The organism is Geminicoccus sp. (genome assembly GCF_036263595.1).
Lineage (GTDB): Bacteria > Pseudomonadota > Alphaproteobacteria > Geminicoccales > Geminicoccaceae > Geminicoccus.
In genome coordinates this window covers 16,907-35,920 of record NZ_DATAGQ010000190.1, presented here as the reverse complement: position 1 = coordinate 35,920, position 19,014 = coordinate 16,907, and the positions used below count along the sequence as shown (strand labels likewise).

Here is a 19,014-nt window from a genome sequence, read left to right as displayed (position 1 = left end):
GCTGCGCCCGTCCCGCCGGCTGCCGCTGGCCTTCTCGGCGCGGATCACGCTGCAGCCGGCGGCTTTCAGCGCCGTACGCTGGATGGAAAGGTCCTGGTCGAGCGTGCTGACGCGGGCGTAGCCGTAGATGGGCATGCGGGGGAGGGCCTTGTCTTGTTGGGATCGGGACCTGCTACAGGCACTGTCCCGGATGATCAAGAACAACCCATGTGAGACAGGCCCTGGTGTCTCGCGATGCTGCCTTGCCCGCTGCTTGTGCGGCCGACCACGACCCGGCTTCCCGGTAGCTGGCCCGGTACGACCAGGGCAGGTGTGTCACCTCCGGCGCCGCCGCCTGATCTGCCGACCGCAGCGCTCCATCATCCAGCTCAGGTGCCTAGCTCGATAGACAGTCTTAATGCCCGCCATGGCCGTTGAGGCATGCCGCCGCTGGCCTTCGCCCTCAAGGGCCGGAAGTCGGGAAGGGCGTCACCAACATCCGCGACACCAGCAGCCCGCACTGGCGATGCTGGTGGACCGTCATCCCGTTGCTTCGTGCCCTTCACCTCGTTCAACGAGGCCGGATCACACGCCTGATGGACGTTTGGGCCGGCTGGTTCGCCGCCAGCGAGAAACTGCCGCTTCCTTTTGGCTTTCCTGCAGGCATCTGGATGTGCTGGACCAGTGTGCGGAAGCTGCCAGAGGGGCGAGGTTACGATGATCTGGCTGGCCTTCTCAGCACTGGGCATCATGGGCGCACGTCGAACCAGTCAGCGCCGTGGCCGAATTTGCCAGCCAGCGAACCCAAGCTCAGGGCCTTCAGCTGGAAATGGCGATCCTCAATCTGCACGTGAATGCTCGTGACGCCATGCCGGATGGTGGGACATAGGCATCGAGCGGCCTGAAGCCTGGCTGCCATCTTCGGCTCTCAGCCGCGGACACCGGCCAAGCGACGCTCGCCCGCGCTGCCGAGCCGTTCTTTTCCACCAAGGGGATCGGCAAGGGCACCGGGCACAGGCCGAGCCGGCCTGGATGAGCCGGATCCTGTTCCGGGTGTGCCTGGGAACCAGGCTATGCCCTGATACGATCGCCATTTTTGTCGAACAGATGCGCTCGGCCAGGATCGAGCCGCAAATGGATGGTGTGGTCCGCCTTGAGGACGCTCTTGCCTGGCTGCTCGATGGTGACGAGGTCAGGATTGTCGTTGATCCTCGCATAGAGGAGGCTCGAGTTCCCGAGCTGTTCGACCACCACGATACGGGCAGGCACCGTATTGCCGGCCGCTTCTTCCACGACGCCGATGGAGTCCGGGCGGATGCCCAGGGTGACCGGCGCAGCCAGTGGCAGCGCGGGTTCGTCCCGCATGGTGAGAAGGAGTGTTTCGTCATTGGGAAGGACAAGTTCCGTGCCGGCTGCGGATCGCCTTGCCACACAGCTGATGAAGTTCATTCTGGGCTGGCCGAGAAAGCCCGCGACGAACTGGTTGGCTGGCTCCTCGTAGAGTTCCAGCGGTGGGCCCTGCTGCTCGATTCGCCCCTTGTTGAGGATGACGATCCGGTCGGCCAGCGTCATCGCCTCGACCTGATCGTGAGTCACGTAGATCATGGTGGTCTCGAGCTGCTTGTGTAGCCGCGCGATCTCGACGCGCATCTGCGCCCGCAGGCCGGCATCCAGGTTGGAGAGCGGCTCGTCGAACAGGAACACGCCGGGTGCCCGGACAATGGCCCGCCCGATGGCGACCCGCTGCCGTTGCCCACCAGATAGTTCCTTGGGCCTGCGATCGAGCAGGTCCTCGAGCTGCAGAATCGATACCGCCTCCAGAACCTTGCGATCGACTTCCGCTTTCGGCGTGCCGAGCATCTTCAGCGCAAAGCCCATGTTCTCGCGCACGGTCATGTGCGGGTAGAGCGCATAGGACTGGAACACCATGGCGATGCCGCGATCGGCGGCCGCGACCCTGCTCATCGGCTGGCCGCCGATCAGCACTTCGCCGGTGCTGATCTCCTCCAGCCCTGCGATCATGCGCAGGAGGGTGGACTTGCCGCAGCCGGAGGGGCCCACGAAAACGACGAACTCGCGATCCTGGATCACGAGCGAGACATCCCGGACGGCCTCGACCTTGCCGAAGGATTTGCCGACCTTTTGCAGTTCGACCGACGCCACGCGCTTCCTTCCTTCGATCCGCTGCCTGAAAGGCGCTATCCTTTCACGGCGCCGCTGAGCAGCCCCTCGACGACGAACCGCCAGACCAGCACGACCAGCACCAGGGTCGGCACGATCGCGATGAAGATGGCGGTGTTGAGCAGGCTCCAGGAGACGTCGGTGTTGCGCGCCAGGGCCGCCATGACCACGGATACCGGCCGCGTGTCCGCATCACCGGAGAGGATCATCGAGAACATGAACTCCGAGTAGGAGAGCATGAAGGCGAACAGGCCGGTCGCTCCGATCGAGGGCAAGGCCAGCGGCAGGGCGATCCGGACGAACGTCTGGAACCGGCTGCAATGGTCGAGCACGGCCGCCTCGAAGAGTTCCGCCGGCATCTTGCGGAAGAAGACCGACAGGATCAGCACGGTGAAGGGCAGAGCCTTGGCCGTGTGGACCAGGATGATGCCCGTCCGGGTGCCGACCAGGCCGAACGACTGCAGCATGATGTAGATCGGCGTGATCAGGGCGATCGCGGGGACCAGCGGGCTCAGGATCAGGAACAGGAAGGAGACCTTCTTGCCCGGGAAGACATAGCGGGCGAACACGAAGGCGGCGGGCGCGCCCAAGAGCAGGTTCAGGATCATGGAAGAGAGCGCGATGATGCCGCTGTTGACGAGGCTGTAGGGCACTTGGCGGGCCGCGTCCGAGATCATGGCGCGGTTTGCGTTTTCGGCGAGATAGGAGGCCGGCAGTTCGCCGGTGAAGACGTAGCGATAGCCCTCGAAGTTCAGGCCTTCGGCGAACAGGCTCTTGCTGGAGTCCAGGAGTATCCGGTCCGGCACCAGGCTGCCGATCAGCGACAGGAGGACCGGGCCGCCGCTGAAGGCAAGGATCAGGCTCGCGAAGACGATCGTCGCAAGATGATTGCGGCCGGCCTGCATGTCACTCGCTCCCAAACAGGTCGGACGGCAGGGCGCGTGTGATGGCAAGGATGAGAACGGCCGAGATCGCCACGACGATGAAGGCGACCGCCGATCCGGCGCCGAAGTCATACATGGAGAAGCTTTCGCGCCAGATCTGGAAGGAGAGGAGAGTCGTTGCCGTGCCCGGTCCGCCCCCGGTCATGGCATAGACGAGGTCATAGGTCGTGAACGCGGTCAGCGCGTTGTAGACGACCAGCACCACGATCATCGACTTGATCTCGGGGAACACGATGTAACGGAAGCGCCGCCATGGGCTCTTGCAGTCGATGGCGGCCGCTTCCAGCGTCTCCGGATTGATGGTCGCCAGGGCGGCCATGACGAGCACCACGGCGAACGGCACCTGGGTCCAGATATGGGCGACGATGACCGAGAATAGCGCCAGCCGTGGGGACGTCAGCCACTGGATGGGGCCATCGATCAGATGGAGGCTCTGCAGGATGCCGTTCAGCACGCCGAAGCTCGGGTGGAACACCCAGATCCAGAGCACGGCGCTGATCGCACCCGGCAGCACCCATGGCAGCAGCACCACCGACCGCACGATGCCCGCACCGACGAAGCGCCGCTGCAAGAACAGGGCGATCAGGGTGCCGATGGCGACGACCGAAGGTGCCGCGAGCAGGGTGAAGGTCAGCGAATTGGAGAGCGAGTCCCAAAAATAGTTGCTCTTCACCACGCGTGCATAGTTGTCGAGCCCGACGAACGGCTCGCCCGGAAACAGCAGCATGACCGAGTGCAGGCTGGTCCAGAGCGCATGGGCGATCGGGTAGATCGTCATCAGCGCCACCGGCAGGAGTGCCGGCAGCAGCCAGAGCATCGGGAAGCGCCGGGTGTTCCACATGCGGGCAGCTACCGGTGAAGCGTCACGTGCAAGGCGTGCCTCCTCTCACCGGCTGGCAAACTGCTCCTTCAGCTGGTTCCAGCGCTCGGCACCGTCCTTCATGGTCTGCTCCACGCTGGCCTCGCCGACCATCGCTTTGGCGAGCAGCGGACGGAAATAGGCGGACCAGACCGAGCTGTATTCGGTATAGGTACCGGCCCGGGCGCGCTTTGCCTGGTCACGCAGCGCCGCCACGTCGGCCCATTTGCCCCAGGCGTCGATGACGTCCTTGTCGTCGAACAGCGGCAACTGACCGAAGCCCAGTCCCTTTTCCACGGCCCAGCGCTTGGCCACGGTATAGGGTTTGCCTGCCATGAAATCGACGAACTTCCATGCTGCCTCGGCGCGCGCCGGATCGGCGGCAGCCTGGGCCGTGATGACGTAGGACTTGGCAAAGCCCAAGGTCGAGTGGGTCGAACCCGGCATCGGCGCCAGGGCGAACTCGCCGGCCCGCGGCTGGTCCGCCGCATTGTTCAGCGCTGCGAGCACATAGGTATAGACGACCGTGAACGCGTGTGCCCCGGTATTCATCGCCGGGATGATCTTCGATTCGTGCGTCTCGGACTGGACCAGATCCTTCGAGTAGGCATCGGCGAGCCAGGCGAGCTGCTGGTAGGCGCCATTGGCGGGATCGGCGAAGAGCGGGTTCAGATCCTTGTCGAACAGTTCTGCTCCACGGCCGTAGGCCTGCGCCACGAAGGCGTCGTAGAAGTTCGGCAGCTCCTGGTTGTACTCATAGACGATCGGATGCTGCATGCCGTTGGCCTTCAGCTTCTCGGCAGCTGCCGTGACCTCGTCCCAGGTCGTGGGCACCGAAATGCCCGCATTGGCCAGGATCTTCTTGTTGTAGATGAACGAGATCGTGTCGGCGTAGTAGGGCAGCCCGTAGACCTTGCCGTCATAGGTGACGTCGGTCAGGGCGAAGCCGGCGATATCAGCCGCAAGCCCATCAATGGCCTCCTTCGGCGCCACCGATTCCAGCGGGGCAATGAACCCGGCAGAACCCCATGCCGGCAACCAATCTTGCCCGCCATAGACCACATCGGTCGGTGTGTTACCACGGATGCGCAGCACGAGGCTGTCCTGGTAGTCCGGCCACGTATAGTCGGTGACGTTGACCTTGATGCCTGGGTTGGCCTCCTCGAATCGGCGGACATTGTCCTGGATCGTCTCGAGCGAGTAGTTCCAGACAACGAATTCGAGGGTGATGTCCTCGGCGAGGCTTGGATGCGCCGCGAAGCTGCCCACCGCCAGGGTGGCGGCCGCCAACATGGTTCTGCGTTTCATCGGTTTTGCCTCTCCCGCGGCCGACGCAGTTTCTCCTGGCGCCGGCGACCAAATTGGTCGTTGACATCGGAGCTGTACAACCGGACCATAACGACCACTTTGAACCGTTTTCAACCCATTTCGGGCGCCAGAGTTCGCAGATTGGCAGGCCCGGAGGAGCCGGGCTGGACTGGGTGCCGGTCGAACCAGCATCCCTTTGACAGCCAGATGAAGTACGACGGAACGATGCGCTTTGAAGAACTGACCTCGCCCGACGTGGCGGCGCTCGACCGTGATGCGACCGTGCTCGTCTTGCCGCTGGGTTCGGTGGAGCAGCATGGGCATCACATGCCACTCGGCACCGACACCTTGCTGTCGCATGCGGTGTCGCTGCGCGCGGCAGAACGATCCGCCGGGAAGGTCCTCGTGCTGCCGCCACCTTGGTACGGCTTCTCGGCCCATCACATGGCGTTTGCGGGCAGCATCACGCTCAGGGCCGAGACCTTGATGGCGATGGTCGAGGACATCGTGGGGTCGGTGGTCCATCACGGCTTTCGGCGCATCGTCATCGTCAATGGCCATGGCGGCAATGGACCGGCGATCGACCTGCTCGCGGCCACGCTCGGCCACCGGCATCATGGTGCCGCCAGGATCGCCGCCCTCACCTATTTCCAGCTGGCGCGCGACGCCATCGCAGCACTGCGCCAGTCACGACCCGGCGGCATGGGCCATGCGTGCGAGTTCGAAACATCCATGATCCAGCATTTGCGGCCGGAATTGGTGCATTCGGGCTTGGCGCAGACGACCTATCCCGACCCAGGCTCACGCTATCTCACCACCGATCTTCTCGGCGGATCGGCCGTCAGGACCTATCACGACTTCCAGGATCTTTCTGACAGCGGCACGCTAGGCGACCCATCGCTCGCCACGCCCGAGCAAGGCGCCGCCTTCTTCGACGCGGTCACCCAAGCATTGACCGCCTTCATCGACGATTTCCGTGGCTGGACCCCTCCAGGACGCACCCGGTGAGCAGGACGCTGAAGGTCGGCGTGATCGGGCTTGGCTTCTTCGGAGCACGTCACGCCCGCGTCCATGCCGTTCATCCATCGGCGGAACTCGTGGCCGTCTGCGATCAGGATCCGGCGGCCGTGGAGCAATTGTCTTCTCTGACAGGTGCACAAGGCTTCGGCGACTTCCGGGACCTGCTGGCGATGCCCGGTCTGGATGCCGTGAGCATCTGCCTGCCGGACCGGCTGCACGAGGACGCGGCGATCGCCGCGGCTGAGGCCGGCAAGGCGATCTTGCTGGAGAAGCCCCTCGCGCACAGTGCCGAAGCAGCGCGCCGGATCGTCGCCGCGGTGGAAAGGAGCGATGCCCGCCTGATGGTCGGGCATATCCTGCGCTTCGACCCCCGGTACGTGCAGGCCTTCCACGCGGCGGCGCCAGAGCGGCTGGGAACGCCAATCCATCTGCGTGCCAGGCGCCATGCCGTCCGCTCGACCGCACGGCGCCTGGGCGACCGGAGCTCGATCCTCTTCTACATGGGCGTTCACGACGTCGATGCGATGCAGTGGATCGCGCGATCCAGGGTCGCCCGGGTCTATGCCCAGAAGCGTGAAGTCCTGGGCAACGGCAACGAGGATGCCCTTTATGCCGTGGTCAACTTCGAGAACGGGGCTATCGGCTGCATCGACTACAGCTGGGCATGGCCGGACGGACTGATGAACGGCTTCCGCTCATCGTTCGAGATCGTCGGCACCAGGGCAGCCACCTATGTCGACTGCGCCGACCAGGGCTTCTACGTTGTCGACGACAGCGCCACCAGTGGTGGTGACACCCACCTCTGGCCCGAGATCAACGGGCGGATCGCGGGCGATCTGGCCGATGAGATCGGTCACTTCGTCGAGGCGACGCTCCAGGGCCGGCCCTATCTGCAGCACCACCGGGAGGCCCTGGACGCCATTCCCGTTCTCGACGCGCTCGCGGAATCGGCGAAGAGCGGCCGCACGGTCGACGTCCTGCGCTGAGTTGCTGGCTTGCCGCGACGCTTCCTGGCGGCCATCGAGCCCGCTCCTCATAGCCCTTCATCGGGAAAATTCAGCATGTCCTCCCGCGCCCCGCTGCCGCAGATGGCGGCCATCGCCACCAACGAGCGGGCCACCCCTTCGCTGGTCTATCGTGCGCTGCTCCAGGGCATCCGGGAGGGCTCGATGGTGCCAGGAGCGAAGCTGCCGAACGAGCGCGACCTGGCACAGCAGCTCGGCACCGGGCGGACCGCCGTGCGCAGCGCGCTCGCCATGATGGAGCGTCAGGGCCTGGTGCGCCGGCAGGTCGGAAGCGGCACCTACCTGACCGACGACGCGGACCAGGTGTTCGGCCGGATGGACGAGACGGGTGCTCCCAGCCACGACGAGGTTCCGTCCCTGGCCGAGATCGCCGAAGGCCGCCTCCTGTTCGAGCCGGCCATGATGCATCTCGTGGTGAGCCGGGTGCAGGACGGCGAGATCGTCGAGATGCGGCGCAGCCTGGACCAGATCCTGGAAGCGCCGACCTGGGTCGAGTTCAAGGAAAGGATCTACGGCCTGCACCGCCAGATCTTCGCCAGCACCAAGAACAAGTTCCTCATGCAGATCATGGGCAGCATCCTTGACGACCGGCGGGCGGTGCTTTTCGACGGCCAGGACAATGGCAAGCCTGCGCCCGAACCCGTGCGCCGCCAGACCTTCAACGACCTGAAGGCCATCGTCGATGCAATCGCTCAGCGTAACGGTGCGCATGCGGAGAAACTGGTATCCGATCACCTGATGCGCACGCTCGCAACGATCAACATCTGGCAGTGATCGTCGCTGCGCAGCCTGTTCCAACCGGACACCGGCACCGGCTATACGGTCACGGGATGAGGCAGTGCGGTTCATCCTCTCGGGTATGACCGTTGGTCCATCGGTCGCCTGCTGGCGGTCGATGGACGGTCAGCACGGCAGGGATCTGGCAGGGGAACATGGCGGCGACCTCACACAGGAAGGGCGCGCCGTTGGCCTTGGCAGAGCTTGCGGACGCGATGTGGACCACCTGTGTCCGGCCTTGCCGGCCGGAGGGCAGGCTCTGCCGAACTTGGGAGATGCGCTGCGTCGTGCGGGCCGAGCCATGAAGACCTGCTGCCATCGTGCGTCCGCCTCGGCATGAGAGAATGCACCTCAACACGTCGGGACTGTACACCTAAGGGTCTCCAGCAGCGCCGCCGGCCTGTCGTTCGGGTTGGTGGTCGGGCCGTCGGCATAGTCCATCGATGAAGACGTCGACCATGCGCAGCACCTTGGCCTGCCAGCTCGGCCGGTCGTAGGTGTAGCACATGCCGACCAGGGTACGGAGCAGGTCCTCAGGGTCGATGTCGGCGCGGATCTCTCCTGCTGCCACGGCACGCTGCAGCAGCTCGCCGATCGCCCTCGTCAGCCGCTCGAGCGAACAGATCGCAAGATCAGAGGATCCCTGTGCGGTCAGGGCCAGCGCCGCCGCCATGCCCTTCTTCGTGGCGATGAACTCCACGTTGGCCCGCATCCACCGGCGCAATGCCTCGACCGGAGCCGTCTCTGCCTCGAAATGTCTGGCCAGTTCGACAAGCTGTTCCACCTCGCGCCGATAGACCGCCTCGTACAGGGTCTCCCTGGTCGGAAAGTGCCGATACAGCGTCCCGATCCCGACGCCGGCCTGCCTTGCCACGGCCTCCAGGCTCGCCTCCGGACCGCCCTGGCTGAACACCGTCTTGGCCGCCTCCAATACGCGCTCGCGATTACGGGCGGCATCCGCGCGGGGCTTCCGCTTTCTCATGGCCGGCTGGTCGGTCATCGCGCCCGTTCTGAATTCAGCTCTTGTAAACGGAGGCATCCTCCGTATTTTGGTTTGCGTGGTGCCGGGTGAGCGGCCTGGTCCCTCTCCACACCTCGCTTGTGAACGTCGTGCTGGCAACGTCCTCCTGCAACCCGGGCGGCGCCAGGACGTGCCGTCCCGCAGACGATTCATCGCGCGGGCGGATCATCCCGAAACAGTTTTGATCGGAGCGCCGCATGAGCCTGTCGATCACTCTCACCGTCAACGATGTGCAGCGGACCGTCGAACTGGAGGACCCCAGGGTCACACTGTTGGACCTGCTGCGCGAGCGCCTTGACCTGACGGGCACCAAAAAGGGGTGCGACCGGGGCCAGTGTGGTGCCTGTACGGTCCTGGTCAACGGACGCCGCATCAACTCCTGCTTGACGCTCGCAGCCAGCCAGGACGGCTCGGAGGTGCTGACCATCGAGGGACTGGCCGTCGGCGATAGCTGTCATCCCGTGCAGGCGGCCTTTATCGCGCATGACGCCTTCCAGTGCGGCTTCTGCACGCCTGGCCAGATCATGAGTGCCGTAGGCCTGATCCAGGAGGGCCAGGCTGGGGATGACCCCGAGCGGGTGCGCGAAGGCATGAGCGGCAATCTGTGCCGCTGTGGCGCCTATCGCGGCATCACCGAAGCGGTGCTGGACGCACAACGGAGCCTGGATCAAGCCAGCCAGAAGGAAGCAGCATGAACCGCTTCGAATATGTGCGGCCGGCCACAGCCGCAGAGGCTATCGCGGCGGCCGCGGTGCCGGGCAGCGCCTACCTGGCGGCCGGGACCAATCTGCTCGACCTGATGAAGGGCGGCATCGTCAGCCCAAAGCGGCTGGTCGACGTCAGTCGCCTACCTGGCCTCGATGAGATTGAACCCCTGCCGGATGGCGGGGTGCGGATCGGCGCGCGCGTGCGAAACGCCGGCCTGGCTTATGACCCCATCTTCAGCAAGCGCTTCCCGGCGGTCGCCGAAGCGCTGCTCTCCGGCGCGTCGGCTCAGTTGCGCAACGTCGCGACCGTTGCAGGCAACCTGCTGCAACGCACCCGCTGTGCCTATTTCTACGACCCGGCAAGCGCCTGCAACAAGCGGCAGCCCGGTGCTGGCTGCGATGCGCAAGGGGGGGAGAACCGCCTGCACGCCGTGCTGGGCTGGAGCCCGTCCTGCATCGCCACGCATCCGTCCGACTTCTGCGTGCCGCTCGTGGCACTGGATGCCGTGGTCGAGATCGAGGGACAAGGTGGCCGGCGCGAGGTGGCGCTGGAAGAATTCCACCTGCTGCCTGATGACACGCCGGAGCATGAGAGCGTGCTGGCGCCGGGCGAGCTGGTCGTGGCCGTTCGACTGCCGGGTGCAGCAACGCCCTTTGCCGCCCATGCCCGCTACCTCAAGCTCCGCGAGCGCACCTCCTATGCCTTCGCCGTGGTCTCGGCTGCCGCCTGCCTGCGCGTAGAGAACGGAACCATCGCCGAGGCACGGCTGGCGCTGGGCGGCGTGGCGGCGAAGCCCTGGCGTGCCCGGGCCGCGGAAGCGGCGTTGATCGGCGCTGAACCGGCGGCGGAGGCCTTCCGGCACGCTGCGGACGCTGCGCTAGCGGAGGCACGTCCCTCCGGCGACAATGCTTTCAAGATCGAGCTCGCCCGGCGGATCGTGCGGCGTGCGCTGGCCGTTGCGGCGGCCGGCACGCCCGAGCGCCTGCCTGCTCTTCCCGCCTCTCCCTTCGCACCCGTGCCCGGAGGCGCCCTTCATGGCTGAGACTCCACAGGCTGAACTCGCCCCGCAACGCCGGCACGGCGCCAGCATCGGCCAGCCGCTCACCCGCCGTGACGGCCTGCTGAAGGTCACCGGCCAGGCCCGCTACGCGGCGGACAACCATCCACCCGGCATGCTGCATGCCGCCCTGGCGGTGAGCAGCATTGCCCGTGGTCGCGTGACCTTCCTCAATGTGCCAGCGGCCAAGGCGCATCCCGGCGTGGTCGAGGTGATGACCCAGGCGAACCGTCCGCCGCTGGCGATGGACCCGGACGCGAAGACGAGCCCCTTCATGTTCCGCCTCGACCTGCTGCAGAACGACCGGGTGCGCTATGCCGGGCAGCCGATCGCCGTCGTGATCGCACAGACGCTGGAGGCGGCAACGGAGGCTGCGGCCCTGCTGTCGCCGCGCTACGAGGTGGAGCCGGCGCGGATGGGTCTGGACGGCAACGACCCGTTCATCCCGCCTGCAATCGGGGTCGGCACGCCGCCCGAAGTTCGTCATGGCGATGTCGAAGCCGGTCTGGCAGCAGCCGACCGCCGGATCGAGGCGATCTACGAGACACCTGGCCAGTATCATAACGCGATGGAGCCGCACGCCGTCGTGGCTGCCTGGGATGGTGACCGCCTCGTGGTGGACACGCCGAGCCAGGGCCTGACCTGGGCGCAGGAGCGGATTGCCGGGCTGTTCGGGATCCCGGCGGAGAACATCCACATCCGCAGCCCGTTCCTGGGCGGCGGGTTCGGCTCCAAGGGCCTGATTTCCGGGCCGCAGGTCCTGGGCATCCTGACTGCCCGCCTGGTAGGGCGGCCGGTGAAGCTCGTGCTGCGCCGCGACCAGATGTACGGCCCGGTGGGCCATCGGGCGCCGACGCGCCAGACGCTGCGCCTGGGCACCGACCATGAGGGCAGGCTCACGGCCATCGACCATCATGTACGTACGACCTCCAGCAGCTTCGACGATTTCTTCGAGCCCGCTGGAATGGCCAGCCACACGCTTTATGCCAGCCCGGCCATCGCTACGACCACCGACGCGGTGCGCCTCGACACCGGCACGCCGCTCTTCATGCGGGCACCCGGCGAAGCGAGCGGCAACATCGCGCTTGAAAGTGCCATCGACGAGATGGCGCAGGCGGCAGGGCTGGACCCGTTGGCGTTCCGCCTGAGGAACTATGCCGAGGTGGGGCCGATCTCCGGCAAGCCGTTCTCCTCCAAGGCCTTGCGGGAGTGCTACGCCCACGGCGCCGAGCGCTTCGGCTGGCAGGGACGTCCCCTGGCGCCACGGCAGATGCGCGACGAGAACGGGCTGCTGGTCGGCTGGGGCCTGGGCACCGCGACCTTCCCAGCGATCATGTTCCAGGGCCAGGCGAGGGCAGTCCTGCGGAGGAACGGAACCGGACTTGTCGAGCTCGGTGCGCAGGACATGGGCCAGGGTGCCTGGACAGCGCTTGCCCAGATCGGTGCGGACAGCCTCGGCCTGGAGATCGATCAGCTGGAGTTCCGGGCCGGCAGTTCCGACCTGCCGGACGCAGGCATTGCCGGCGGCTCCGCCCACACCGCCACCGCGGGCATGGCGATCCACGCCGCTGGCGCCGACGTGATCGCCAGGCTGGCGGAGCTGGCCACGGGCGACGAGCGCTCGCCGCTCTATGGCGCCGGCAATGTCGGCGTCCTGGCCCAAGGCGGCCGGCTGGTCCGGCACGACGATGAGAGCCGCAGCGAGAGCTATGTCGACATCCTGGCACGTGCCGGGCTGGCGGAGATCGAAGGACGCGGCGCCGGTGCCGGCGATCAGGCCGCGCAGGATGCCTACGCCATGCACGCCCATGGCGCGGTGTTCGCCGAGGTGAAGGTGGACCCGGAGCTGGGCCAGATCAGGGCGACGCGTCTGGTCGGCGCGTTTGCGGCCGGCACCATCATCAACCCGCGCCTCGTGCAGAGCCAGTACTATGGCGGCATGATCTGGGGCGTCTCCTTTGGCCTGCATGAACAGGCCGTGCTGGATCAACGGTCCGGCCGGGTCATGAATGCGGACCTGGCCGAGTACCATGTGCCGGTGAACGCCGACGTGCCGTCGCTCGAGGCGATCCTGGTCGAGGAGGCCGACCCTTACGTGAACGCGCTGGGCATCAAGGGCGTGGGCGAGATCGGCATCACGGGCACGGCGGGGGCCATTGCCAATGCCGTGTGGCACGCGACCGGCATTCGTGTTCGCCGCTTTCCCATCACCATCGACCAGGTGATCGGCACCCAGCCCGCTTAGGGCATGACCTGACATCCGGAACCGGCGTGGCGCGCTTGCGCCCAGCAGCCGGCGACGGTTCCGGAGATCGGCCAGGGGCTATGCGCGCCAGGGCAGGCCAACCGCAGGAACAGGAGTCGCAGCCGATCGTATCGGTGGCTCCTGGACGTCCGGGTCGAGCACCTCGTCCTAGTGGAGACAGCTCGACCCGTGGGGCACCATCGCCTTCAGGCGGTCTGCTCCCGCGCTCTCGGAGGGAACCTCGTCACTCGTCCCGGCCGTGCACCTCGGCCGGCGGCGAGGTCGCTTCGACGGCGGTGAAGCTCTCCAGGATCCGGTAGGAATGGTTGGCACCCTTGGGGACCAGCCAGGAATCACCCGGCTCCAGCCGGATCGTCTGGCCTTCCAGCTCCAGCTCGGCACGTCCGGAAATCACGTAGCCCACGGTCTCGTACCCGCGAGCGCTCGCATGCTTGCCATCGGCCGGGGCCTCGTCGCGCCAAAGCCGCATCCCGATCGACTTGCCTGACGCCAGGTAGACCTGGCCCATCTTGCCTATCGGCGAATTCCCCGAACTCACCTTCTTGATCGTCGTGTCGGCCATCGCTGATCTCCTGAACGTCTCGTTCTCCTGGCGGCAACCCGAACGAACGAGGTGGGTTCCGGGCCGACGAATGTGGGTGTGCGGGTCGGGCCCGCCGGCGACACGCATGTCGCGACCAGGTCCAGAGCTTTGCGCGCGCGATGGAGGAGCTGCGGGGGCTGGGGTATCGGGAGGATGCGGACAAGGCAGACCCGCGCTGCATCGTGATGCGGCCGAGTTCGATCGTGGGGAATCCGCAGGCCTATATCCCAGATCCGGATGGGCACTTGATCAAGTTTCATGCAGAGAGTCTGGAATGACTGACAGCCCGGACTAGTCAAAGACCAGAAATTCGTACAACTCTATCAAATTTGGACGCCAGTTCGCTTCGCAGCTTGTGCCAGCTGAGTCGTTTCGATTGATCTTGCTGAGCTTGTGACCTAACAATGCTTGCATGTGTGGAACAGGCACCTAGACGGTCATCACTATGAGTAGGATCAGTATTTACGCAGACCTCCCTCCTTTGTTCTTCATCTACAATGCTTCGCACCTCGGATGTACTAGCTAAACCTACAAATGGATCAGCATCCTCATATCGCTTTAGCGCATTAACTCTCTGCTCAACAATTGAAACCGCAGTTAGTTCTTTTCTCAGAACCGAAACTGATCTGAGCTTGCCGGGATTTTTCTTATCAATCGGCTTTTGCGCAAGGTCGTCTAGCCGAAAACTCGCAGACGTTAAGCATAAGTCCCCATTTTCATCAGTTGCCAGTTCCTCCAAGAGAACAATTGACCGAAGAAGTGTTTCGTTAGCTTTTACCACACCTGGTGCACTATCTGGAACGTTATCTTCGCAAGGACATGGTTCGCAGGCTGGTGTCACTAAGTTTCTCTCTAGCTGAAGAAACTCTCAAGTGCCTCAGTCAACAACGTCAGAACGCTTGGATTGTCTAGCGTGGTTTCGCCATCAATGATCTTTTTGTCTACAGCGCCGGTATGTACCCAGGAAAAATATCCATCAGGACTGAACATCGCCTCTAAGCGACCTCCATTCCGGAACCACACTAATGCTACCTCTCCATCTGCTGATGGAACAGCCTGAGGTACTGGAACTGCTTCAGGTAGAGCACCGATGATCGCCTTTAGATGCTTTACTAGATCAGCCGGAACTGGAACGGTATCGCTTCCAGCCCAATCAGCTGGGAGGTTCGAAAAGCTCTCAATCTTCGATGCAAGGTCTGAAAGTCTCGGGCCCCTTATCGACCGAGCCTCTTTGCTTGCCGGAATGCGCCTCGCCTGAGCTGCCGTTTCGATAAGGCCGCCAGTAAAGTTGATGGCAGACTGCATGATTGATACAGAGAGCGCAAAGTCCCTTTCGGTACTACGAGTTCCTTCATCTGTGTTCTTGAGACGCTTCTTAACTCCTCCATAATAGACAAGCCACTTTCCTCGTCCTGGCTCAATTTGCTCCGCTTCCATCAGATTCTGCATCTGACCATACACTGGAGCAAAAGGTTGCCCGGTTGAACTATAATCAAAAACATGTCTAGGCTGCACGATAAGTACCTATTCCGTAGAAGCATCTATGTTGATTTTGTTGCGCATTTCGGGAGATATGATAGAGGAAACTACATTTTTATTGTAGGTATGCAATTGCAGCATACCGTCAGCAATCCATTCATTGATAGTAGGCGTATCTTCACTAAAAGTCAGCGGTTGATTTAGATGAATTTCAAGTGTGTGGTTGATCTTTACACGCCATCCTATTTGTTCTTCCGCGCCGAAATCGACAGCCAAGGAATCTATCATTATGCCTGCTCGGCCGCCAAATGAGCCAGCAAGTTGTATTCCATGTACCGACTGACAGGGAGCAGTCGCATCAAAAAGAGCTGGAGCAATCCTATTAGAAGTGCCTTGTATAACCTCGCGAGGTAAGGACTGTTTAGTAACGTCAGCGGACCGAAATACGTCGATAATTTGGTGCGCACAACCCACAACCAGAAGTGGATCACTGGAGCTAGATGATATTTTGCTGAGCTCATGAAAAAAGTATTCATACCAGCGACTTGCTCTAATCCACAACGATTTCCATCTGCTATAGGTGAGAAAGTTGAATATAATCAAGTTATCTTGTACATTCACCCTAGCTTCAAGTGATCCATCACGTTGGTATGCAAGGAACCTAAAGGGTACTGCCGGTGGTTCCCCGGGTTCACTAGCACCTATAAACACCTGAAATACTTGATCCATCTCTTTCTTCGGTAGATCAACAAGAAGTTGATCGTGTACCCTCTGAAGTCTGTCACCTTCCCTCTGCAGAAGCGGGCGGTTTAGGCGCACGACCAGGACAGCCTCAAGGATGGCATTATGCGGATTTAGCGGAACGAATACCACGTTGATCCCCTAGCTCACAATAACTGCTATAATCACAGCGCTCCGCTTTGCCAATAGGACAAGATGCGCACCACTCCAGATAAAAATCTCTCTTCTGTCAAATTGAGTCATCTTTGTTTAAAGATGCGCCTCTGGCGTGGATGATAACGTGGGAATATGTATTACATTATTATTCCAGCCGGACTTGTTACTTTATTGTAAAGCCTGTTCAATTGATGTATGATATTGTGTGGATCGAATTGTTTTTGTTAACTATTCTTACATCATCTCCTCCTCCTTCTCCCGCTCGATCACCAACCGCTCGATGCACTTGTCGTACTCGATCGTGCCCGGCTCGAAGCCTTCGCGGACGCAGATCTTGCGGTCCTCGCGGGCTTCCAGCTTGGGGCTGGTGCAGCCGAGGAGGGGGAGGGCGATCAGGCCGAGAAGAACGAAGGAATAACGCATCCTGACCTCGTGGATTGGGCGACCTGCACTGGTCGTCGTCTGTGACGAGATTATGGGGGAGGGCGGCGGGTTTCCAGGGGAAGTTCCGGAAAGACTGGTTGGACGGGCCGGGTCACGAACGAGGGGTTGTCGGCTGCCTGTCCTGCGGCGGGGGAAGGCGGCATCCTAGCCGTGGAGCCTGCCCGCCGGCAGGAGGAGGACCTGGCGCAGGGAATGACAAGATGAACGCCGTGAAAGAATTCGAAGGGTGTTCGAAACCCGCCGAGCGCTGATGCGTTGACCGGCCGACCCCCTTTTGCCGGGCGCGGGTTGCGCGGCCCGGTCCAGGAGATGAGACGCCGTGGTCGCCGTATCCGCCCCAGATTATCTGAGGCCGCTTCACCCGCTCCATTCCATCCTTCTCGCCTTTCCGCTTCCCCTGTTCGTGGGCGCGCTGCTCAGCGACCTGGCCTACCAGGGGAGCTTCGAGATCCAGTGGACCAACTTCTCGTCGTGGCTCATTGCCGGTGGACTGCTGGTCGGTGGCTTCGCCCTGCTCTGGGCGCTGATCAACGTGTTCCGCAGCGGGAGGGGACGCAGGACGCGGCCGATCGCCTATTTCGTGTCGCTGCTCGTCATGTGGGTGGTGGGATTCATCAATGCCCTGGTCCATTCCAAGGATGCGTTCGCGGTCATGCCGGAGGGCCTTTACCTGTCGGCGCTCACCGTACTCCTGGCGCTCGCTGCAAGCTGGATCGGCTATTCCGGGTTCCGTGCCGGAGAGGTGGAATGATGCGCTCGTCCCTGATCATCGGCACGCTGGCGCTTGCCCTGTCCGCCGGCAGCGCCCTGGCCCAGCAGCCGGCGCAGTATGGCCCCAACCCGCAGCTGCCCGAGCCGGAGCGCGGCCTGCTGCCCACCATGTCGATCCCGAGGCCGGTCGGCTGGGGGAACGAGCTTCCGGCGGTGCCGCAGGGCTACACGATCCAGGCGATCGCCACGGATCTCGGGATCCCGCGCCAGACGCTGATCCTGCCCAATGGCGACATCCTGGTCGCGGAGGGCACGGGCGGCAACGCGCCGGCACTGCGCCCCAAGGACTTCATCGCGGGCTTCATTAAGAGCCTGGGCAAGAGCTCGAACAAGAGCGGCAACCGGCTGACGCTGCTGCGCGACGCCGATGGCGACGGCACCTACGAGCAGCAAGGCGTCTTTGCCGACAACCTCAATGCGCCCTATGGCCTAGCGTTCGCGAACGGCTCCATCTATGTCGCCAACCAGGATGCGCTGGTCCGCTTCGACTATGCCGACGGCCAGACAGAGGCCAGCGGACCGCCGGTGAAGGTCACGGACCTGCCGTCGGAGATCAACCATCACTGGACGAAGGCGCTGACGGCCAGCCCCGACGGCCGCTTCCTTTATGTCGGCATCGGATCCAACAGCAACATCACCGAGCGCGGCATGGAGGTCGAAGCCAACCGGGCGATGATCTGGCAGATCGATGCGCAGACAGGGATGCACACCCCCTACGCGACCGGCCTTCGCAACCCGACGGCGCTGACCATCCAGCCGGGCACGGGCCAGCTCTGGGCGGTCGTGAACGAACGGGACGAGATCGGCCCCGACCTGGTTCCGGACTACCTGACGTCCGTGCAGGAGGGCGGCTTCTACGGATGGCCCTACAGCTACTGGGGCCAGAATGTCGATCCGCGCGCGCAACCGCAGGACCCGGACAAGGTCGCCTCGGCCATCAAGCCGGACTATGCGCTGGGCTCGCATGTGGCAGCGTTGGGCGTGGCCTTCTCCAGCCCAGCCATGGGTGCGGAGTTCGCGGATGGCGTGTTCGTCGGGGAGCACGGCAGCTGGAACCGGAGCGACCCTTCCGGCTACAAGGTGGTCTTCGTGCCGTTCCAGGACGGGAAGCCCGCGGGCGATCCGATCGACTTCGTGTCCGGCTTCCTGAACGCGGAGAACAACGCGCGCGGCCGGCCGGTCGGGGTGACGGTGGACCCACGTGGTGCCCTGATCGTCGCCGACGACCTGTCGAACACGATCTGGCGGGTGACGGCGAGCCAGTCGCCACAGGCCAATGCCGTGCCGTCCGGGGAAATCCAGGCGCAGCGCTGACGCCGCAAGGTAGGCAGCAGCGGAACATGACGGGACCGGACGGGCTTGAACCGTCCGGTCTTTGCGTATCTGCCGGCTGCCTCGGGCGCCGCTGCTCCGCGACGCCTGGTGGCGCCTGCCTGGCTATTCGCCACCATCGGCTTGCCTGCTCTCAACGCACTTCATTCGTTTCTGGCAAACCGAGCTCGCATCAAGTCAGGTGGCCTCGTGTTTCCTTTCGGGTGGATCCCAGAAAACAGCTTGATACGTCTGTTGCCTGGAAACATCAGAAGAATATAACATCGAATACTTGTCGTTCCTGCTATCGCCGCTTTGCGTGAAAGTTGTCAGCATCCGGGCATAGCCGGCCGAGACCTGGACAGGGTCGGGCGATGGTGCAGG

18 protein-coding genes and 1 pseudogene are annotated in these 19,014 nt (G+C 63.5%); 9 read left to right on the top strand and 10 right to left on the bottom strand.

The features are described from left to right. Positions 1-135: recombinase family protein (locus VHL31_RS20130; RefSeq protein ID WP_329663027.1), on the bottom strand; the 135-nt coding region annotated here is incomplete at its 3' end. Between the two features lie 664 nt (positions 136-799). On the opposite strand from VHL31_RS20130, the pseudogene VHL31_RS26750 reads away from it, so the two are divergent. Next, positions 800-991, top strand: a pseudogene (locus VHL31_RS26750) (hypothetical protein); the annotation flags it as partial. Between the two features lie 59 nt (positions 992-1,050). Here VHL31_RS26750 and VHL31_RS20125 read toward each other — a convergent pair. From VHL31_RS20125 to VHL31_RS20110, 4 genes are read right to left on the bottom strand one after another with little or no spacing between them, the layout of a single operon-like run. Beyond that, the gene (locus VHL31_RS20125; RefSeq protein ID WP_329663026.1) at positions 1,051-2,142 is read right to left on the bottom strand and encodes a sn-glycerol-3-phosphate ABC transporter ATP-binding protein UgpC; all 1,092 of its coding nucleotides are present in this window, start codon (positions 2,140-2,142) and stop codon (positions 1,051-1,053) included. Positions 2,143-2,177: 35 nt separating this feature from the next. Further along, on the bottom strand, positions 2,178-3,065 hold the full coding sequence (locus tag VHL31_RS20120) for a carbohydrate ABC transporter permease (protein WP_329663025.1): 888 nt from the start codon (positions 3,063-3,065) through the stop codon (positions 2,178-2,180). A gap of 1 nt (position 3,066) precedes the next feature. After that, positions 3,067-3,945, bottom strand: coding sequence for a sugar ABC transporter permease (locus VHL31_RS20115; RefSeq protein WP_329663024.1), 879 nt, complete (start codon positions 3,943-3,945; stop codon positions 3,067-3,069). 45 nt (positions 3,946-3,990) lie between these two features. Beyond that, a complete protein-coding gene (locus VHL31_RS20110) occupies positions 3,991-5,271 on the bottom strand; it encodes an ABC transporter substrate-binding protein (protein WP_329663023.1) in 1,281 nt (426 codons plus the stop codon). Between the two features lie 207 nt (positions 5,272-5,478). Here VHL31_RS20110 and VHL31_RS20105 point away from each other — a divergent pair, with 207 nt between their 5' ends. The 3 genes from VHL31_RS20105 (at position 5,479) to VHL31_RS20095 (ending at position 8,090) form a co-directional block, all read left to right on the top strand. Next, entirely contained in the window at positions 5,479-6,279 is an 801-nt protein-coding gene (locus VHL31_RS20105; protein ID WP_329663022.1) for a creatininase family protein, read from the top strand. Next, positions 6,276-7,277, top strand: a complete 1,002-nt coding sequence (locus VHL31_RS20100; RefSeq protein ID WP_329663021.1) for a Gfo/Idh/MocA family oxidoreductase — start codon at positions 6,276-6,278, stop codon at positions 7,275-7,277. Before VHL31_RS20105 ends, VHL31_RS20100 begins: the two co-directional genes overlap by 4 nt. Before the next feature lie 75 nt (positions 7,278-7,352). Beyond that, complete coding sequence (locus VHL31_RS20095) at positions 7,353-8,090, top strand: FadR/GntR family transcriptional regulator (RefSeq protein WP_329663020.1); 738 nt, start codon at positions 7,353-7,355, stop codon at positions 8,088-8,090. A 376-nt stretch (positions 8,091-8,466) separates the two neighbouring features. Here VHL31_RS20095 and VHL31_RS20090 read toward each other — a convergent pair whose 3' ends face one another. Further along, positions 8,467-9,075: a TetR/AcrR family transcriptional regulator gene (locus tag VHL31_RS20090; protein ID WP_329663019.1), complete on the bottom strand. Its 609-nt coding sequence runs from the start codon at positions 9,073-9,075 to the stop codon at positions 8,467-8,469. A 236-nt stretch (positions 9,076-9,311) separates the two neighbouring features. On the opposite strand from VHL31_RS20090, the gene VHL31_RS20085 reads away from it, so the two are divergent. The 3 genes from VHL31_RS20085 to VHL31_RS20075 are packed head-to-tail and all read left to right on the top strand — an operon-like array spanning position 9,312 to position 13,124. After that, the gene (locus VHL31_RS20085) at positions 9,312-9,809 is read left to right on the top strand and encodes a (2Fe-2S)-binding protein (protein ID WP_329663018.1); all 498 of its coding nucleotides are present in this window, start codon (positions 9,312-9,314) and stop codon (positions 9,807-9,809) included. After that, on the top strand, positions 9,806-10,864 hold the full coding sequence (locus VHL31_RS20080; RefSeq protein ID WP_329663017.1) for a xanthine dehydrogenase family protein subunit M: 1,059 nt from the start codon (positions 9,806-9,808) through the stop codon (positions 10,862-10,864). The genes VHL31_RS20085 and VHL31_RS20080 overlap by 4 nt, the downstream gene beginning before the upstream one ends. Further along, a complete protein-coding gene (locus VHL31_RS20075) occupies positions 10,857-13,124 on the top strand; it encodes a xanthine dehydrogenase family protein molybdopterin-binding subunit (RefSeq protein ID WP_329663016.1) in 2,268 nt (755 codons plus the stop codon). Before VHL31_RS20080 ends, VHL31_RS20075 begins: the two co-directional genes overlap by 8 nt. 244 nt (positions 13,125-13,368) lie before the next feature. On the opposite strand, the gene VHL31_RS20070 is transcribed toward VHL31_RS20075, so the two are convergent. The 4 genes from VHL31_RS20070 to VHL31_RS20055 form a co-directional block, all read right to left on the bottom strand. Continuing rightward, positions 13,369-13,707: a cupin domain-containing protein gene (locus VHL31_RS20070; protein ID WP_329663015.1), complete on the bottom strand. Its 339-nt coding sequence runs from the start codon at positions 13,705-13,707 to the stop codon at positions 13,369-13,371. A gap of 873 nt (positions 13,708-14,580) precedes the next feature. After that, positions 14,581-15,165: a hypothetical protein gene (locus VHL31_RS20065; protein WP_329663014.1), complete on the bottom strand. Its 585-nt coding sequence runs from the start codon at positions 15,163-15,165 to the stop codon at positions 14,581-14,583. Positions 15,166-15,252: 87 nt separating this feature from the next. Further along, positions 15,253-16,080, bottom strand: a complete 828-nt coding sequence (locus tag VHL31_RS20060) for a TIGR04255 family protein (RefSeq protein ID WP_329663013.1) — start codon at positions 16,078-16,080, stop codon at positions 15,253-15,255. Positions 16,081-16,338: 258 nt separating this feature from the next. After that, positions 16,339-16,527 carry a hypothetical protein gene (locus tag VHL31_RS20055; protein ID WP_329663012.1) on the bottom strand — a complete coding sequence of 63 codons (189 nt, stop codon included), beginning with the start codon at positions 16,525-16,527 and terminating at the stop codon, positions 16,339-16,341. 340 nt (positions 16,528-16,867) lie between these two features. On the opposite strand from VHL31_RS20055, the gene VHL31_RS20050 reads away from it, so the two are divergent. Beyond that, positions 16,868-17,299 carry a DUF2231 domain-containing protein gene (locus VHL31_RS20050; protein ID WP_329663011.1) on the top strand — a complete coding sequence of 144 codons (432 nt, stop codon included), beginning with the start codon at positions 16,868-16,870 and terminating at the stop codon, positions 17,297-17,299. After that, positions 17,296-18,633, top strand: coding sequence for a sorbosone dehydrogenase family protein (locus VHL31_RS20045; RefSeq protein WP_329663010.1), 1,338 nt, complete (start codon positions 17,296-17,298; stop codon positions 18,631-18,633). The genes VHL31_RS20050 and VHL31_RS20045 overlap by 4 nt, the downstream gene beginning before the upstream one ends. Positions 18,634-19,014: the final 381 nt, after the last annotated feature.

Excerpts from the sequence above, each read along its gene's own strand:
- VHL31_RS20120 (WP_329663025.1), bottom strand. The coding sequence starts at position 3,065 with ATGCAGGCCGGCCGCAATCATCTTGCGACGATCGTCTTCGCGAGCCTG.
- VHL31_RS20115 (WP_329663024.1), bottom strand. The coding sequence starts at position 3,945 with ATGTGGAACACCCGGCGCTTCCCGATGCTCTGGCTGCTGCCGGCACTC.
- VHL31_RS20110 (WP_329663023.1), bottom strand. The coding sequence starts at position 5,271 with ATGAAACGCAGAACCATGTTGGCGGCCGCCACCCTGGCGGTGGGCAGC.
- VHL31_RS20105 (WP_329663022.1), top strand. The coding sequence starts at position 5,479 with ATGAAGTACGACGGAACGATGCGCTTTGAAGAACTGACCTCGCCCGAC.
- VHL31_RS20095 (WP_329663020.1), top strand. The coding sequence starts at position 7,353 with ATGTCCTCCCGCGCCCCGCTGCCGCAGATGGCGGCCATCGCCACCAAC.
- VHL31_RS20090 (WP_329663019.1), bottom strand. The coding sequence starts at position 9,075 with ATGAGAAAGCGGAAGCCCCGCGCGGATGCCGCCCGTAATCGCGAGCGC.
- VHL31_RS20085 (WP_329663018.1), top strand. The coding sequence starts at position 9,312 with ATGAGCCTGTCGATCACTCTCACCGTCAACGATGTGCAGCGGACCGTC.
- VHL31_RS20080 (WP_329663017.1), top strand. The coding sequence starts at position 9,806 with ATGAACCGCTTCGAATATGTGCGGCCGGCCACAGCCGCAGAGGCTATC.
- VHL31_RS20075 (WP_329663016.1), top strand. The coding sequence starts at position 10,857 with ATGGCTGAGACTCCACAGGCTGAACTCGCCCCGCAACGCCGGCACGGC.
- VHL31_RS20070 (WP_329663015.1), bottom strand. The coding sequence starts at position 13,707 with ATGGCCGACACGACGATCAAGAAGGTGAGTTCGGGGAATTCGCCGATA.
- VHL31_RS20065 (WP_329663014.1), bottom strand. The coding sequence starts at position 15,165 with ATGGAAGCGGAGCAAATTGAGCCAGGACGAGGAAAGTGGCTTGTCTAT.
- VHL31_RS20055 (WP_329663012.1), bottom strand. The coding sequence starts at position 16,527 with ATGCGTTATTCCTTCGTTCTTCTCGGCCTGATCGCCCTCCCCCTCCTC.
- VHL31_RS20045 (WP_329663010.1), top strand. The coding sequence starts at position 17,296 with ATGATGCGCTCGTCCCTGATCATCGGCACGCTGGCGCTTGCCCTGTCC.